General features: G+C 68.4%; 18 protein-coding genes. 13 read left to right on the top strand and 5 right to left on the bottom strand.

The annotated features are described in order from the left end of the window. Window positions 1-46: 46 nt before the first annotated feature. Together LX13_RS02180 and LX13_RS02175 are read left to right on the top strand one after the other, a co-directional pair. A complete protein-coding gene (locus LX13_RS02180; RefSeq protein WP_253659663.1) occupies window positions 47-1,300 on the top strand; it encodes an acyl-CoA dehydrogenase family protein in 1,254 nt (417 codons plus the stop codon). Continuing rightward, a complete protein-coding gene (locus tag LX13_RS02175; protein WP_253659662.1) occupies window positions 1,297-2,316 on the top strand; it encodes an acyl-CoA dehydrogenase family protein in 1,020 nt (339 codons plus the stop codon). The genes LX13_RS02180 and LX13_RS02175 overlap by 4 nt, the downstream gene beginning before the upstream one ends. Window position 2,317: 1 nt before the next feature. On the opposite strand, the gene LX13_RS02170 is transcribed toward LX13_RS02175, so the two are convergent. The 5 genes from LX13_RS02170 to rpmB all read right to left on the bottom strand — a co-directional run bounded on the left by LX13_RS02170 (window position 2,318) and on the right by rpmB (window position 4,272). Continuing rightward, entirely contained in the window at window positions 2,318-3,091 is a 774-nt protein-coding gene (locus LX13_RS02170) for an acyl-CoA thioesterase (protein WP_253659661.1), read from the bottom strand. A 95-nt stretch (window positions 3,092-3,186) separates the two neighbouring features. Beyond that, the gene (gene rpsR / locus LX13_RS02165) at window positions 3,187-3,444 is read right to left on the bottom strand and encodes a 30S ribosomal protein S18 (RefSeq protein WP_188490986.1); all 258 of its coding nucleotides are present in this window, start codon (window positions 3,442-3,444) and stop codon (window positions 3,187-3,189) included. 112 nt (window positions 3,445-3,556) lie between these two features. Next, window positions 3,557-3,862 carry a 30S ribosomal protein S14 gene (gene rpsN / locus LX13_RS02160; protein WP_253659660.1) on the bottom strand — a complete coding sequence of 102 codons (306 nt, stop codon included), beginning with the start codon at window positions 3,860-3,862 and terminating at the stop codon, window positions 3,557-3,559. Between the two features lie 3 nt (window positions 3,863-3,865). After that, window positions 3,866-4,036: a 50S ribosomal protein L33 gene (rpmG, locus tag LX13_RS02155; protein ID WP_253659659.1), complete on the bottom strand. Its 171-nt coding sequence runs from the start codon at window positions 4,034-4,036 to the stop codon at window positions 3,866-3,868. Further along, the gene (gene rpmB, locus LX13_RS02150) at window positions 4,036-4,272 is read right to left on the bottom strand and encodes a 50S ribosomal protein L28 (protein ID WP_253659658.1); all 237 of its coding nucleotides are present in this window, start codon (window positions 4,270-4,272) and stop codon (window positions 4,036-4,038) included. Before rpmB ends, rpmG begins: the two co-directional genes overlap by 1 nt. Before the next feature lie 88 nt (window positions 4,273-4,360). Between rpmB and mrf the strand changes: the two genes are divergently transcribed. The 11 genes from mrf (at window position 4,361) to LX13_RS02095 (ending at window position 14,996) form a co-directional block, all read left to right on the top strand. Continuing rightward, a complete protein-coding gene (gene mrf, locus LX13_RS02145; protein WP_253659657.1) occupies window positions 4,361-5,656 on the top strand; it encodes a ribosome hibernation factor-recruiting GTPase MRF in 1,296 nt (431 codons plus the stop codon). A 25-nt stretch (window positions 5,657-5,681) separates the two neighbouring features. Further along, entirely contained in the window at window positions 5,682-5,945 is a 264-nt protein-coding gene (locus LX13_RS02140) for a type B 50S ribosomal protein L31 (RefSeq protein WP_188490981.1), read from the top strand. 23 nt (window positions 5,946-5,968) lie between these two features. Further along, window positions 5,969-6,142 carry a 50S ribosomal protein L32 gene (gene rpmF / locus LX13_RS02135; RefSeq protein ID WP_188490980.1) on the top strand — a complete coding sequence of 58 codons (174 nt, stop codon included), beginning with the start codon at window positions 5,969-5,971 and terminating at the stop codon, window positions 6,140-6,142. A gap of 284 nt (window positions 6,143-6,426) precedes the next feature. Further along, complete coding sequence (locus tag LX13_RS02130) at window positions 6,427-7,362, top strand: hypothetical protein (protein WP_253659656.1); 936 nt, start codon at window positions 6,427-6,429, stop codon at window positions 7,360-7,362. Window positions 7,363-7,554: 192 nt separating this feature from the next. Then, window positions 7,555-8,238 (top strand): response regulator transcription factor, encoded by a 684-nt coding sequence (locus LX13_RS02125; protein WP_253659655.1) that lies wholly within the window; start codon window positions 7,555-7,557, stop codon window positions 8,236-8,238. 137 nt (window positions 8,239-8,375) lie between these two features. Then, window positions 8,376-9,830 carry a sensor histidine kinase gene (locus LX13_RS02120; protein WP_372499851.1) on the top strand — a complete coding sequence of 485 codons (1,455 nt, stop codon included), beginning with the start codon at window positions 8,376-8,378 and terminating at the stop codon, window positions 9,828-9,830. Window positions 9,831-10,020: 190 nt separating this feature from the next. Next, window positions 10,021-11,688, top strand: coding sequence for a trypsin-like peptidase domain-containing protein (locus LX13_RS02115; RefSeq protein ID WP_253659654.1), 1,668 nt, complete (start codon window positions 10,021-10,023; stop codon window positions 11,686-11,688). Next, on the top strand, window positions 11,688-12,365 hold the full coding sequence (locus tag LX13_RS02110) for a MogA/MoaB family molybdenum cofactor biosynthesis protein (RefSeq protein ID WP_253659653.1): 678 nt from the start codon (window positions 11,688-11,690) through the stop codon (window positions 12,363-12,365). The genes LX13_RS02115 and LX13_RS02110 overlap by 1 nt, the downstream gene beginning before the upstream one ends. Window positions 12,366-13,019: 654 nt before the next feature. Beyond that, window positions 13,020-13,628, top strand: a complete 609-nt coding sequence (locus tag LX13_RS02105) for an MspA family porin (RefSeq protein ID WP_253659652.1) — start codon at window positions 13,020-13,022, stop codon at window positions 13,626-13,628. A 73-nt stretch (window positions 13,629-13,701) separates the two neighbouring features. Then, window positions 13,702-14,376, top strand: a complete 675-nt coding sequence (locus tag LX13_RS02100; protein WP_253659651.1) for an MspA family porin — start codon at window positions 13,702-13,704, stop codon at window positions 14,374-14,376. 359 nt (window positions 14,377-14,735) lie between these two features. Beyond that, window positions 14,736-14,996: a hypothetical protein gene (locus LX13_RS02095; protein WP_253659650.1), complete on the top strand. Its 261-nt coding sequence runs from the start codon at window positions 14,736-14,738 to the stop codon at window positions 14,994-14,996. Window positions 14,997-15,047: the final 51 nt, after the last annotated feature.

The raw sequence follows: 15,047 nt of genomic DNA, 5'->3' as shown, positions 1-15,047 counted from the left end.
AGGGTGCAAAGGAGAGACCGAACACTCGCTCGGCGAAAGGACTGGAATGGACTTCGACGACACCCCGGAGGAGGCATCGTGGCGGTCCACGGTGCGTTCGATCATCGCCGACAACCGTGAGGCGCTCGGGCGTCGAGGTGCGGGTCGCGGGTACGACGACCCGGCGGCGCGGGACCGTCAGGCGTTGCTCTACGACAACGGTCTGGTCGGGGTCACGTGGTCGAAGGAGGCCGGCGGGCAGGGCGGCACACCGATGCAGCAGGCCATCGTCGACCAGGAACTCTCGCGCGCCGAGGTGCCGGGTCTGGTCAACCTGATCGGTATCGGCATGTGCGGGCCGACGGTCATCGCGCACGGGTCGGAATCGCAGAAGGAGCGCTACCTCAAGCGCCTGCTGCGCGCCGACGACCTGTGGTGTCAGCTGTTCAGCGAGCCGGGGTCGGGTAGCGACCTCGCCGCGTTGCGCACCAAGGCCGTTCGCACCGACGACGGCACGTGGCGGATCAGCGGCCAGAAGGTGTGGACCACCCTGGCCCACGTCTCCGACTACGGCATCCTGCTCACCCGCACCGACCCCGACGTCGCCAAGCACCGCGGGTTGACGATGTTCGTGGTCGACATGAAGGCGCCCGGCGTCAGCGTCCGGTCGTTGCGGCAGATGAGCGGCGGGTCGGACTTCAACGAGGTGTTCTTCGACGACGTCGAGATCAGCGACGACGAGCGCCTCGGCGAGGTCGGCAACGGCTGGGGCGTGGCGCTCACCACCCTGATGAGCGAACGAATGTCGCTCGGCGGCGGTGGCACCGACATCGGCGTGGGCGTGGGCGCGGTCGCCGATCACGTCGCCGCACGCATCGCCGACCTGCCCGACGACCGCGCGGCCGTCACCCGACAACAGTTCGGACGGGCCTACGCCGAATCGTTGGCCATCCGCTACACCGGCTACCGACAACTCTCGGCCATCAGTCGCGGCGAGATGCCCGGCCCGGAGGCGTCGGCGGGCAAGTTGGCCGGCACCCGCGTCGCCCGCGATCTCGCCGACCTGTCGGTGCGCCTGCTCGACTCCGACGCGGTGTTCGCCCGCGACTCGGGCGGTGACAGCACCTGGCAGGACTCGCAGGCGTCGCTGCCGGGGTTGGCGATCGCCGGCGGCACCAACGAGGTGCTGCGCAACGTCATCGGCGAACGGGTCCTGGGCCTGCCCGCCGAACCGCGCGCCGACAAGAACGTCCCGTTCCGGGAGACCATCGCGGTCGCCACGGGCGGCTCGGAATCCGCAGCCAAGGAGGCCACGGCATGAACTTCGACCTCGACGACCAGCAGCGCGACCTGGCCTCCGCCGCAGGCGATTTCCTCGCCTCGTCCACCTCGTTGTCGGATGTGCGCGCCGCGTTGGACGCAGCCGCCACCGACATCGCCGTGCGGCCGGGCCGAGATCAGTTGCTCAGCAGTGGATTCGCGACGATCACCCTGCCCGAGGAGGTCGACGGCGGCGGCGGGACGGTCCTCGACCTCGCCGTGGTCGCCGAGCAGGCCGGTCGGGTGCTCGCGGGGCCGTCGCTGATCACCTACGCGCGCGCGGCGGTGCTGCTCGCCGGCGACACCGACCGTCTGCGGGCGCTCGCCTCCGGTGAACTGAAGGTCGCGGTCATCGATGGCGACGGTCCGGTGCTCGACGCGCTCGGCGCCGAGCAGTTCCTGGCCCTGCGCGACGGTCGCATCGTGATCGGCAGTGTCGAAAGTGATGGGGGAACAGTGGATCTGCCTGATCCCATCGACCCCACCCGCGGACTCGGACGGGTCACCCTCGGGGACGTCGAGGTCGTCGACGGTAGCGGTGACGGTACCGACGCCCAGGCCCGCTGGGACCGTGCGCTGCAGATCGGTCGCGTCATCCTCGCAGCCGAGAGTCTCGGTGCGGCCGCCCGCTCGGTGGAGATCGGGGTGGCGTACGCGAAGGAGCGTCAGGCGTTCGGTCGTGCCATCGGGTCGTATCAGGCCGTCAAGCACGCGCTCGTCGACGCCTACGTAGCGGTCGAGGAACTGCGGTCGCTGGTGTGGTGGAGTGCGTGGGCGGCCGACAACGCCCCCGACGAGCTGCCGATGGCGTCCGCGTCGGCCAAGGGTGTCGCGGCGATGGCGTCACAGCTGGCCGCCGAGACATTGATCCAGGTCCACGGCGGCATCGGGTTCACCTGGGAACACGACGCGCATCTGTACTGGCGTCGCGCGAAGGTCGACCGGTTCCTGCTCGGTGACGACGTCGCCGCATTCGACGAGGTGGCGCGGTTGGCGATGGCGGGTGCGGCCTCGTAGGTCACGAACCCGCGCGCAGCAGGCCTTCCTGCGCGATCTCGGCCACCAGGATCCCGTCGGCGGTGAACACCCGCCCACGGGCCAGGCCGCGGCCGTCGCCCGCCCAGGGCGAGTCGAGGTCGAGCAGGAACCACGAGTCGACGGCCACCGGCTGGTGGAACCACACGGCGTGGTCGAGGCTGGTGGGCCAGAGATCGCCGGCCGACAGCGCCAGCGCGTGCGGGCGGGCCGTCGGGTCCAGGACCGTCATGTCGCTGGCGTAGACCAGCAGCGCGGTCTGTAGGAGTGCGTCGGCGGGGGCTGATCCCTTCGCCCGCAACCACATCCGAGAACGATCGGTCTTCTCGCCGCGGTCGCGGGCGATGCGGGAGTGCGTCTCGGCGGCGCGGAACTCGAACGGCCCCATGCGCGTGACGGACAGCCGCGGGTCGTCGAGATCCCCGAGCGTGATGGCGTCGTCGAGGAGGTCGTCGGCGGCCGGCACAGTCGGCATCGCGGTCTGGTGGGACACGCCGGGTCGGGAGACGGCGAACGAACACAGCATCTCGGCGATGCACCGGTCGCCCTGGAGCACCTCGACCTTGCGGTGACTGAACGATCGCCCGTCCCGGATCCGCTCGACGACGATGGTCAGCGGGATCGACGGATCACCCGCACGCAGGAAGTACGCGTGCAGGGAGTTGATCGAGCGATCGGAGTCGACCGAACGCCCGGCGGCCACGACCGCCTGGGCGAGCACGAGGCCGCCGAACACGTGCTCGCTCGCGACGGCCAACTTCGAGTGGCGTGCGGTGAAGCGATCGTGTCCGGCGTCGGCCAGGTCGAGCAGACCGACGAGTTCGGTCAGCTCGGTGTGCGCGGAGACGCGAATTACCGTCCGGAGGTGGTGAAGGGCAGCAGGGCCATCTCACGCGCGTTGCGGATGGCGGTGGCGACCTGTCGCTGCTGCTGCGGGTTCAGGCCGGTGACGCGACGGCTGCGGATCTTGCCGCGGTCCGACAGGAAGGTGCGCAGCAGGGCGACATCCTTGTAGTCGATGTGCGAGATCTTCCGTTCGCGCAGGATGTTGCGCTTCGCGGCGACCTTGGTCGGCTTCTCGGAGCGGCGCCGGGTGGGCTTGGAGGCCATCATCAGTTCCTTCGTGGTAATCGTCTGCAACGTTGCGTTGAGCCGCCGTTCACACGGGGCGCAAACCAACATTGTGCGGCATGGAAGGGCTCGAACCCAAAACCAGCCCGTTTCACCAGCTGGATTTGGTGATCCCGGGCAGTTCGCCGTTGTGCGCCATCTCGCGGAAGCGGATGCGGGAGATGCCCGCCTTGCCCACGAAACCACGGGGCCTGCCGTCGACCGCATCGCGGTTGCGCAGCCGCGTGGGGCTCGCGTCGCGGGGGAGTCGCTGCAGCGCGAGCTGGGCCGCGGCGCGTTCGTCGTCGCTCGACGAGGGCTTGCGGACGATCTCCTTGAGCTCCGCACGTCGGTCGGCCCAGCGCTCCACGACGACTCGCCGATGGTCGTTGCGGTTGATCTTGGACTTCTTCGCCACGGTTCAGCGCTCCTCGCGGAAATCGACGTGCTTGCGGATCTTGGGGTCGTACTTCTTCAGCACCAGGCGGTCCGGGTCGTTGCGACGGTTCTTGCGGGTGACGTACGTGTACCCCGTGCCGGCCGTGGACTTGAGCTTGACGATCGGTCGGACATCGGTGCTCTTCGACGCCATCAGAGCTTCTCTTCTCGGGCCTTGATGCGGGCGACCACGGCGTCGATGCCGTCGCGGTCGATGGTCTTGATGCCCTTGGTGGACAGGGTCAGCGTGACCGTCCGCCCCTCGCTGGGCACCCAGTAGCGGCGGCGCTGGATGTTGGGGTCCCAGCGTCGATTGGTGCGCACGTGTGAGTGCGACACCTGCTTGCCGAAGCCGGGTTTGCGTCCGGTCACCTGGCAGTGGGCCGACATGTGCCCTCCTCCTAGTTGGAAACGATTGTCGATAGTGCGTTACGCTAACACGCAAACGACAATCGTTTTCAACTGAGAGGACGTCTTTGTGAGTTCGCGTCGCACCCCCGTGGTCGTCGTCACCGGCTTCGATGCGGTCGCCGTCGATTCGGTGGCCCGCTCGGCGCAGACGCCGGGCACGGTCGTCGTGCATCACGACCTGGTCGAACTGTCGCTGGGCATCATCACGCGCACGGTCCGCAGCCTCGATGCCGACGGCGTGGTCGGGGCGCGGGTCACCCGCATCGATCTCGACCACGGCTGTGTCTCGTGCGCGCTGCGCGAGGATCTGCTCCCGCTGTTGCGGGCACTGCATCGTCGCGAGGGGGTCGCACGGATCGTCCTGCAGCTCGATCCGCTCATCGAGCCGGAACCGCTGTGCTGGGCGATCGACGAGGTGGTCGTCGCCGACGTGCCGGGTGCGATCGACGGGCCCGCGGGCCGTGATGTGCGCATCGAGGCCGTCGTGGGCTGCGTCGACGCCGGGACCTGGCTCACCGACGCCACCGGTGACACGACGTTGTCGGAGGTGGGTCTCGTGCCGGACTACACCGACGAACGGACCGTCGCGCAGCTCGCGGTCGGGCACGTCGGACACGCCGATGCCCTCGTCGTACACGGTGTCGCCGAGGACGGGTGGCAGGCGGCGTTGCTGATGGCGGTCCTCGCCCGACTCGCCCCGATCGCGCCCGTGCTGCTCGCGTTGCCGGAGCGGCCCATCACCGAGGCGGTCGTGGGGACGCTGCTCGCCGCCGTCCCCGACACCGCGCGGCGCGGCGCCATGACCGGCGCCCACGATCCGCTGCTCCCCGGTCAGCCGCCCCTCGACGCCGACTGCGGTGTGCGCCTGGTCGAGTTCCATTCCGACCGGCCGCTGCATCCCGGCCGACTGCACGAGGCCATCGACTGCCTGCTCGAAGGCGTCGTGTGCTCGCGCGGACGGCTCTGGCTCGCGACCCAGCCCGACGAGGCGTTGTGGATCGAGAGCGCGGGCGGCGGACTGCGCGTCGCGACCGGCGGACCGTGGTTGGCGGCGATGTCGGACGACGAGGTCGACGCGTGCGACCCCGAGCGGGTGTCGATGGCGGCGCTGCGGTGGCATCCCGAATTCGGTGATCGCGACACCAGCATCGTCGTGCTCAGCCTGCGGGCCGACGCGTCGTTCATCCAGGACACCCTGCGCGGCGCGTGCCTCACCGACGCGGAGATGGCAGCCGGGCCGGCCGGGTGGGCGATGTTCGACGACCCGTTCGGCAGCTTCCACCGCGACCCCTGCGTCGACGGCGAGGTCGTTGCCGACGACGCCGACGCCGGCGCGTCGTCGACACACCCTGACCTGCAATGACCATCAACCCGAGAGGCCTCCGACCATGAAGCCAGGCATGCACCCCGACTACCATCACGTCCTGTTCCAGGACTCGTCCACGGGTAAGACGTTCCTCACCCGCTCGACCGTCACCTCCGACGTGCTTTTGGAGTGGGAGGACGGGAACCGGTACCCTCTTGTGGTTGTCGATGTCACGTCCGACTCGCACCCGTTCTGGACAGGTGCGACCCGCGTGATGGACACGGCAGGACGAGTGGAGAAGTTCGAGCGCCGGTATGGGCGCCGAGCACGTCCATCACAGGCTTAAGCAATAGATAGAAGGGCTCAATCATGGCTGTACCGAAGCGCAGGATGTCGCGGTCCAACACCCGCAGTCGTCGTTCGCAGTGGAAGGCCGACAACCCGGCCTTGCAAGAGGTGAAGGTCGGTGGCGTCAGCCAGCGCATCCCTCGTCGTCTCGTCAAGGCCGTCAAGCTCGGCCTGGTCGATCTCGACCGCCGCTAGGCACTAAGCACTTTCGCAACGGGCTGGTTGTCGCACACCGCGACGACCGGCCCGTTGTTGTGTCTGCAGCTGATCGTTCCGTTTCCGCGGCCCGCTCCGATCGGAGAGTTCGTCGCTCCGCTTTCGGGTAGACGCACCCATGTCCGGCGGTGTGTCGCGAAGAAAGCGGAGCGCGGGATCTCGACGAGAACCCCGATCCACAGATTTCTTGCACTCCACAGAACGGCCGGCGGCAAGCGAGTTGTCCGCCGGTGACCGCAACCCGGTGACGTCCACTGGGCGGCATGGACGATCACATCTTCGACGCCGACGGGCTCATCCGCAGACAGAAGGTGGTGGAGGCCGGTGTCGCTGACGACCACCTCCTCCGCACAGCTGTTCGCGATGGCGCGCTCGACCGCATCTACAGCGGCGTATACGTGCCACCGCCTGGCTCGCTGTCGTCGATGGCCCAACGGGAACTGCACTATCGCCGGAAGGTCCTCGCCGCGGCAGGGAAGGGCGAGGGCACCAAGGCGGTGAGTCATCAATCCGCCGCTGCGCTACACGGGATCCCGCTACTCGATGCCGACCTCGACGACGTGCACTTCACCGCGAACCGGCCATCGGGTGGACGTCGTCAGGACCGCGCATGCGTTCTACACGCTGCGACGTGGGAGGCCGACGAGACGGTCGAACTCGCGGGCGTGTTGACGACGTCACTGGCAAGGACGGCTGTGGATGTTGCGCGGTCGGGTTCGTTCGCCCAGGCCTTGGCTGTCTTCGACGCCACACTGCGCCGCGGCGTCTCCTCCGAGGAGCTGACCGAGATCGTGCTGCGAGGCGGCCGACGCCACGGTGCGACAACGGCGCGACGGGCTCTGGCACGTGCCGACGGTGACTCGGAGAGCGTCGGAGAGTCGTTCAGTCGGGCGCTCATGCTCGGTTTCACCGATATCCCTCTGCCCGAACTGCAGCGGGAGTACTCGACCCCGTCAGGGGAGAAAATCGCGCGCGTCGACTTCGACTGGGTCGGTAGGCTGGTGGGTGAGTTCGATGGCCGGAAGAAGTACACAGCGCACGGTGACGCGGCCGACGCAGTCTGGCGCGAGAAGGTTCGCGAAGATCAGCTTCGGGACCTCGGTCTCATCGTGATCCGGTGGATCTGGGACGACTTGCGCCATCCCGAGCGGTTTCGCGCGATTCTGATCCGCGGTCTGCGCCGCGCCGGACTCCTCTGACGAACGGTTCGGAGGAACACGCTCCGGTTTTGCCGCGACTCACCGCCGGACACGGGAGCGGCTGACGGAAAGTGGAGCGCTGGTCCTGCACCCGGAGCGGATTGTTGAAAGTGGAGCGGATCGAGCGGGTGAACGGCGCGATGCCCGGCATGTCTTAGTCGGCTCTCAGACGTTCGCGTCACACTGGACCGCATGCGCATCCTGGTTGTAGACGACGACCGTGCGGTTCGAGAGTCGCTCCGACGGTCCCTGTCGTTCAACGGTTACACCGTCGAGACGGCGTCGGACGGTGTGGAGGCCCTCGAACAGATCGTCTCCTCGCGTCCCGACGCCGTCGTGCTCGACGTCATGATGCCGCGCCTGGACGGCCTCGAGGTCTGTCGCCGACTCCGCAGCACCGGCGATGACCTGCCGATCCTGGTCCTCACCGCGCGCGACAGCGTCTCCGAGCGGGTCTCCGGTCTCGACGCCGGCGCCGACGACTACCTGCCCAAACCGTTCGCCCTCGAGGAACTCCTCGCCCGCCTGCGCGCGCTGATGCGTCGCGCCACCGACGTCGCCGCCGACTCCGAGACGATGACCTTCGCCGACCTGACGATGGATCCCGTCACCCGCGACGTCAGCCGCGGCGAGCGCCCCATCAGCCTGACCCGCACCGAGTTCGCGCTGTTGGAGATGCTGATGGCCAACCCGCGTCGCGTGCTCACCCGCAGTCGCATCCTCGAGGAGGTCTGGGGCTACGACTTCCCGACGTCGGGCAACGCTCTCGAGGTCTACGTCGGCTACCTGCGCCGCAAGACCGAGGCCGAGGGCGAGATCCGGCTGATCCACACCGTCCGCGGCATCGGGTACGTACTGCGCGAAACGCCGCCGTGACCGCACCGGGCCCGACACCCAGGGACATCGCAGGGCAGGCCGATCCCGGACAGATGGAGCCAGATCCTTCCCAGGCACCTCCGGGCTGGACGCCGGTGTCGCACGACCCCTTCGCCGACCCCGCCGCCCAGCCCCCACTGACCGCGCCCACCGACACCCGGTCGCACGGCAAGATGCGCGACGCCTCCCTGCTGACGCGCTCGATCTCGTTGCGACTGCGCGTCACCCTGCTCGCGGCGACGGTGGTGGGCATCGCGGTGGCCGTGATGGCCGTCAGCGCCTACGCCGTGGTCTACCGCGCCATGTACGCCGACGTCGACGCCCAACTCGAGAACCGCGCCGAGGGCATGACGCAGCTAGCGCGCTACGGCGTCCTCGACGACGCTCCCGAGAACCTCGTCGCCGGAACCGTCTTCTCCACCGACATCTCCGTCGCGCTGGTGATGCCGAGCGGTCGCGCCTTCCAGATCGGCGACGTGCCCTACGGCGCCGCCGAGCGGTCGGTCGTGATGGCCGGGGGCGCGACCACGGCGTCCGCGTCGAGCCTGCGCACCGTCGACAACCAGCGCGTCCTGGCGCGAAAACTGGTGGACGGCAACACCTTGATCATGGCCCAGAGCCTCGACCCCACCGACAAGGTCCTCGGCCGACTCGCCTGGGTGCTCGCGATCGTCGGCGGCTGCGGGGTGATCCTGGCCGCCGTCGCGGGTACGACGGTGGCCCGGGCCGGTCTGAGACCCGTGGCCCGACTCACCCAGGCGTCCGAACGCATCGCCCGCACCGACGACCTCAACCCGATCCCGGTGACCGGCAACGACGAACTCGCCCGTCTGACCCAGAGCTTCAACCTGATGCTGCGCGCGCTGGCCGAGTCGCGCGACCGACAATCGCGGCTCGTGGCCGACGCCGGTCACGAGCTCCGCACGCCGCTGACGTCGATGCGCACGAACCTCGAGCTGCTCATCGCGACCAGCGCGCCCGGGGCACCGCCCATCCCGGAGTCCGACATGGCCGATCTGCGACACGACGTGATGGCGCAGATCGAGGAGCTCTCGACCCTCGTCGGCGACCTCGTCGACCTCGCCCGCGACGACGCGCCGCAGGTGGTGCACGAGGAGGTCGACCTCTCGGAGGTGGTCGACCGCGCGCTCGAGCGTGTCCGACGCCGTCGCAGCGACGTCGAGTTCGCGGTGCAGATGGCGCCGTGGTTCGTCTTCGGTGAGTCCAACGGGCTCTCGCGTGCGGTGCTCAACGTCCTCGACAATGCCGCCAAGTGGAGTCCACCGGGCCAACCGGTCGCGGTGGCGCTCCGTCAGATCTCGACCGAGCGGGCCGAGCTCACCGTCGGCGACGCCGGGCCGGGCATCCCGTTCGAGGACCGCGCCCTGGTCTTCGACCGCTTCTACCGCTCGACGGCGGCCCGATCGATGCCCGGCTCCGGGCTCGGCCTGGCGATCGTGCGGCAGGTCGTGGTCAAACACGGCGGTCTCGTCTCCGCGGGCGAGTCGGATCTCGGCGGCGCGCTGATCCGCATCGAACTACCCGGCCGGCCCACGCCGATGGAGCCACAGCCCCCCATGATCGACGGCTGAGCAGCGACAACGCCGCTCTGCCCCCGACAGAACCGGACATCGACCGCGCCGGGGCCCGGCATCTCGAACGCTCATGAAAAAACGCGGGCTGATCTCAGTCCCCTCTCAGGGCGATAGAGCACGGTTAACCTCATTGATCACCTCCATGCGTGACCGCGAGGGTCACCGCCACGTCGAAGGGCACTTCTCCATGACCGACAGCCAATACGGGCCGGGTTCTGACAACCAGCGTGAGTCGGGATCCGAGCACGGCGAGTCGACCGGCGAGACCGGTGCGACCCCGTCGTCCGCTTCCGGGGCTCACGGCCAACCGTCCGGTGATCAGTCGGACCAGTCGTCGACCACCAACCCCTACAGCGCGAACCAGTACGGCTACGGCGCGCAGCCGGGTCAGTACGGCTCCGACCAGGGCACCGCGGGCCAGTACGGCTCCGGCCAGTACGGGTCGTCCCAGTACGGCTCGGGTCAGTACGGGACCGGCCAGTTCGGCGCGACGCAGGGCGGCGCGCACGAGTCCGCCGAGACCAGCCAGTTCCCGCCGGCGGGCAACTACGGCCAGGGCGGGTACGGACAATCCGGCGCCTACGGCCAGACCTCCCCGTACGGCCAGAGCGCCCAGTACGGCCAGTCGGCACCGACCGGCCCGACATCGTCGTTCGGTCAGTCGCCGTACGGCGCGGGCCCGGCGTACTTCCCCGGCGGATCGGCGGGCGGCCCCGGGTCGACGCAGACCGCGAAGCGTTCCGGCGGTTCCAAGGCGGGTCTCGCCGTCGCCGTGATCGCCGCGTGTGCGCTCGCGGGCGGTATCGGCGGGGTCGTCGGCGCGAGCGTCGACAACGACAGCAACTCCTCGTCGCTCACCGGCTCCACCATCGCCGGCGACCGCGACACCGCCCAGCCCGTCGCGGCCCCGGCCGGTTCGACGCAGGCCGTGGCGGCCAAGGTCCTGCCGTCGGTGGTCTCCATCGACGTGCGGGTGGGCAACCGTGAGGGCGAGGGCTCCGGCGTGGTGCTCAGCGCGGACGGCGTCATCCTCACCAACAACCACGTGGTCACCGCCGAGACCGGCGGCACGGGCCAGCTCACCGTCAACTACAGCGACGGCAGCACGTCGGGCGCACGCGTCCTCGGCACCGACCCCATCTCCGACATCGCCGTCATCAAGGCCGACAAGACCGGTCTCACCCCGATCACCGTCGGCACGTCCGGCAACCTCGCGGTGGGCCAGAACGTCATCGCGGTCGGCTCGCCCCTGGGTCTCGCGGGCACCGTCACCACCGGCATCATCTCCTCGCTGAACCGCCCGGTGTCGACGGCCGGCGAGGACAACAGCACCGCCTCGGTGATCGACGCGATCCAGACCGACGCGGCGATCAACCCGGGTAACTCCGGCGGCGCGCTCGTCAACGCCAACGGCGCGCTGATCGGCATCAACACCGCCATCGCCAGCCTGTCGAGCGGGTCGAGCAGCGAGGGCGGCGGCCAGAGCGGCAGCATCGGCCTCGGTTTCGCGATCCCGATCGACCAGGCGATGCGCGTGGCCAAGGAGCTGCAGCAGACCGGCAAGGCCACCCAGGCCGGACTCGGTGTCTCGGTGCGCTCGGCCGGCACCGCGGCCACCACCCCCGGCGCACAGATCTCCGACGTCACCGCGGGTGGCGCGGCGGCACGCGCGGGCATCCCCGCGGGCGCGCTCATCACCAAGGTCAACGACCGCGTCATCAGCTCGGGTGACGCACTCGTCGCCGCGATCCGATCGAACGCGCCCGGCGACACCGTCTCGATCACCTTCTCGGCCAACGGTTCGACCCGAACCGTCCAGGTCACGCTCGACACTCTGAACACCGGGGGAAATTGATGTCCACCACCGACGACCGCACCGGAATCCTGCGGATCCTGCCCCCGATCACCACCGATAGTGTGATCGCGGACAGCGAACAGGAGTTCGCTCACGACACTGGCGTCACCCAGCACGACCTCGTCGCGGCGGAGATCGCGGCCGAGCGTCTGGCCGCGGGCACCGGAGAGGGACAGAAGATGTCGGTCAGTCTCGAATCGCAGGATCTCGGTCGCGCCCTGGTGGTGGTGGTCGACGACCGCGCCGCCCACGGCGAGGACCAGACCCTGATCGGACCGCTGGTGGGGGAGTTGCTCACCGAGGCCGGGTTCCACGTCGACGCCATGGTCGCCGTCGCGGCCGACGAGGTGGAGATCCGCAACGCTCTCAACACCGCGGTCATCGGCGGTGTCGACCTGGTCATCTCGGTCGGCGGTGTCGGGGTCCGGCCCCGCGACGTCACCCCGGAGGCGACCACCGGACTGCTCGACCGCAACCTGCGCGGGATCGAGGAGGCCGTGCGGAGTTCGGGTCTGGCCGCGGGTGCGGCCGACGCCGGTCTCTCCCGTGGTGTCGCCGGCATGTCCGGACAGACCCTGGTGGTCAATCTCGCCAGCTCACGCGCCGCGGTGCGTGATGGCATGGCCACGGTGACGCCGCTGGCCAAGCACGTCATCGAGTCGATCAGCGAGTTCTGACCCCGCGCCGACTCACGAACCACACCGACGAACCCGGATCACCGCCCAGCGGAGGTCCGGGTTCTCGGTTTTCTCGAGACAGTCCCGGCGGGTGGACAATGGGGTGATGACCGATCGCACGAGTTGGGACGAACGGCGGCGTCTGGCGGAGATCTTCGGCGACGACATGCCCGCCGTGACGTCAGATGAGGCTAGCCTCACCAACAGTGACAAGGATCACGCGGATCGGGGTTCGAGTGCCGACGAGTGGCTTCTCACCAACCGACCACCGCATCACGAGTAACCCCACGTCACAACGGTCACATCGGACATATCACCTCGGCGATCTAAGTCGCACGTATTGCGCACCAGTGAATGCGCGATTTGCGATCAATGTGCTGGGCTTTTGCGACACGGCACGTCTTTGTGTTGTTCAGGCGGTTGCATACCGCTAACGTTCGCCGTGATGACGCACCACACACCGCGGTGGTGCCGAGTCCTGCAGAACACTCCCGGCGTTGGGGGCACCAGAGCAGTGGCCGGGAATTAACTTCGCGGTAACAGCGCGCAATGTGCTCGTCAATCACCCAGGTCAGTATTTCGCAGAACCGTCAGGTCACTCCGGGCTAACATTCCGATGTCGTCTGGATAACGCACTTCCGTGAGAGGGAACGAATGAGCAAGATGAGCAACTCCGGCCTTCGCCGCCTGGCCGGCGCGGCCGCCATCGCCGCGGCTGCCGCGGTCGGTATGGCCTCCTTGGGCGCAGGCACTGCCGCCGCGGGCCCTCTTCCGAATGGCTCCAAGACCACCATCGGTGTCGATGGCGCCAAGGTCACCATCAAGCGCGCCGGTGAGAGCGCGTACCCGGTTCCCTCGCAGGCCAACAACACCTTCGGCCGCGCGGCCGAGGTCAGCGGCACCATCGTCGCGACCGCCCCCAAGGGCAGCGAGGCCACCCTGGTCTCCGGCTACATCGTCGGCTGCCAGATCAACGTCGGCGGCCTCTCGCTGGGCCTTTCGGGCACCTTCAACTTGGCGCCCGAGGGAATCCTCGGCGGCACCTTCTCGCTGCCGCTGTCTCCCGGTAAGGCGTCGTTCTTCCCAGTCGCTGACGCGAAGACGATCAAGGGTGGGCAGGCGATCATCCAGTACAAGCGCCTGCAGATCGACACCCAGCAGTGCGGTGGCTACGCCACGGCGCGCGCGTACTCGCAGGTCGTCGTCAAGGGCGACTACTACATCAAGTCGACCCTGTACGGCGCTCCGTTCAGCCTGAACTGACGCAGCAGATAAAACACTCCATACTCTCGAAACTTTATCTGCCGCAAGCAGACTGAATTCCGTAAGGGGAATCATGAAGAACAACAAGATGCGTTCCGTGGCAGCAGCCGCGGCCATCGCCAGCGTCTCGGCCGTGGCTCTGGCCAGCCTGGGTGCCGGTAACGCCGCCGCGGGCAAGCTGCCCGGCGGCTTCATCACCCAGAAGCTGGCCGACGGCACCTCGGTGTCGGTCCAGCTCAAGGACGAGTTCGTCACCCGCGCCCGTTCGGGTGCGGCCAACGCCACCACCCGCAATGTGTGGGTCTCCGGCAAGGTGCTCGTCACCGTCGGCGGCTCGGGCGCGACCGGTGGCGGCGTCAACGCCGGCTACCTCGTCGGTTGCCAGGTCGACTTCAGCGCCGGCGGCAGTGGCGGCGGCAGCGGCAACTTCTCGGTGGCCAACGACCCGGCCACCGCTGCGGGTGACACGGATGCCGGTATCAACGGCTCGGTGACCATCGCCCCGGGTGTTGCCAAGTTCGTGCCGGTCCTCGACAGCGGCGTCGGCAAGTACAACGACTCCGAGACCGCCGACAGCAGCTTCTCGTTCGCGGGCAAGCGCGGCGGCATCGCCTACAGCCAGGAGACCTTCCAGGTCAACGGCTGCGCGGGCTACGCCTCGGCCAAGGCCGCCATCACGGTGAAGGTCTCGACCGACGCGGTCGACGGCTACGTCACCCTGTACGGCAAGCCGTTCAGCCTCGGCTGATCGTGTGAACTGACAGTTCTCCAGATGGGGAGCGACCTTCGGGTCGCTCCCCATTTGCGTGTCCGGAGCATCTTTCTCCGCGCACCGCACATATCCGACACGATGCTCGCGTGAACACCTGGTGCCGCATCGCCCGAGCCCTTGGGACCTCTCACTGACGGGAACCGTCGCCGACGTGGGAACTCACCGAAATGTCCGTAACCGACTGGTACGGAACGTTTTTCTCGCCGTAATTTAGCCTCGATAACGTAATCTCCATGCAGACGAAAATGGTGGCGTGGTTACGTGACCGAGTGCACAATGGTGACGTCGTCAAGCGGCGGCGAGCGGCACGGGACGAATCGGATGAGGTGAGGCAGATGAGCGTGGACAGCGGACTGGGGCAAGGCGGCCATCGGATGATCGACGATGATCTCATCGGCTTCGAGCTCGGATGGTTCCAGCACGGCGGCGGCCCCGCCGAGAAGATCCGCGAGCAGTTCGGCCTCGGCGACGTCGAGTTCTTCACCCGGCTCCGGTCGCGCCTCGACGAGTCGGCCGACGGCTCGATGCCCGTCCACGTCGTGGAACAGATGAAGGCGGTGTGCCGCAAGCGTCTGTGGTTGGCCCGCGCGAGCTGATCCCTTTCTCGCCTGCCCCATCTCGACACGATGAGGGCACCCGGGTGTTCG

The organism is Williamsia maris (genome assembly GCF_024171815.1).
Classification (GTDB): domain Bacteria; phylum Actinomycetota; class Actinomycetes; order Mycobacteriales; family Mycobacteriaceae; genus Williamsia_A; species Williamsia_A maris.
The sequence above is the reverse complement of the archived record's forward strand: the minus strand, read 5'-3'. Positions and strand labels throughout refer to the sequence as shown.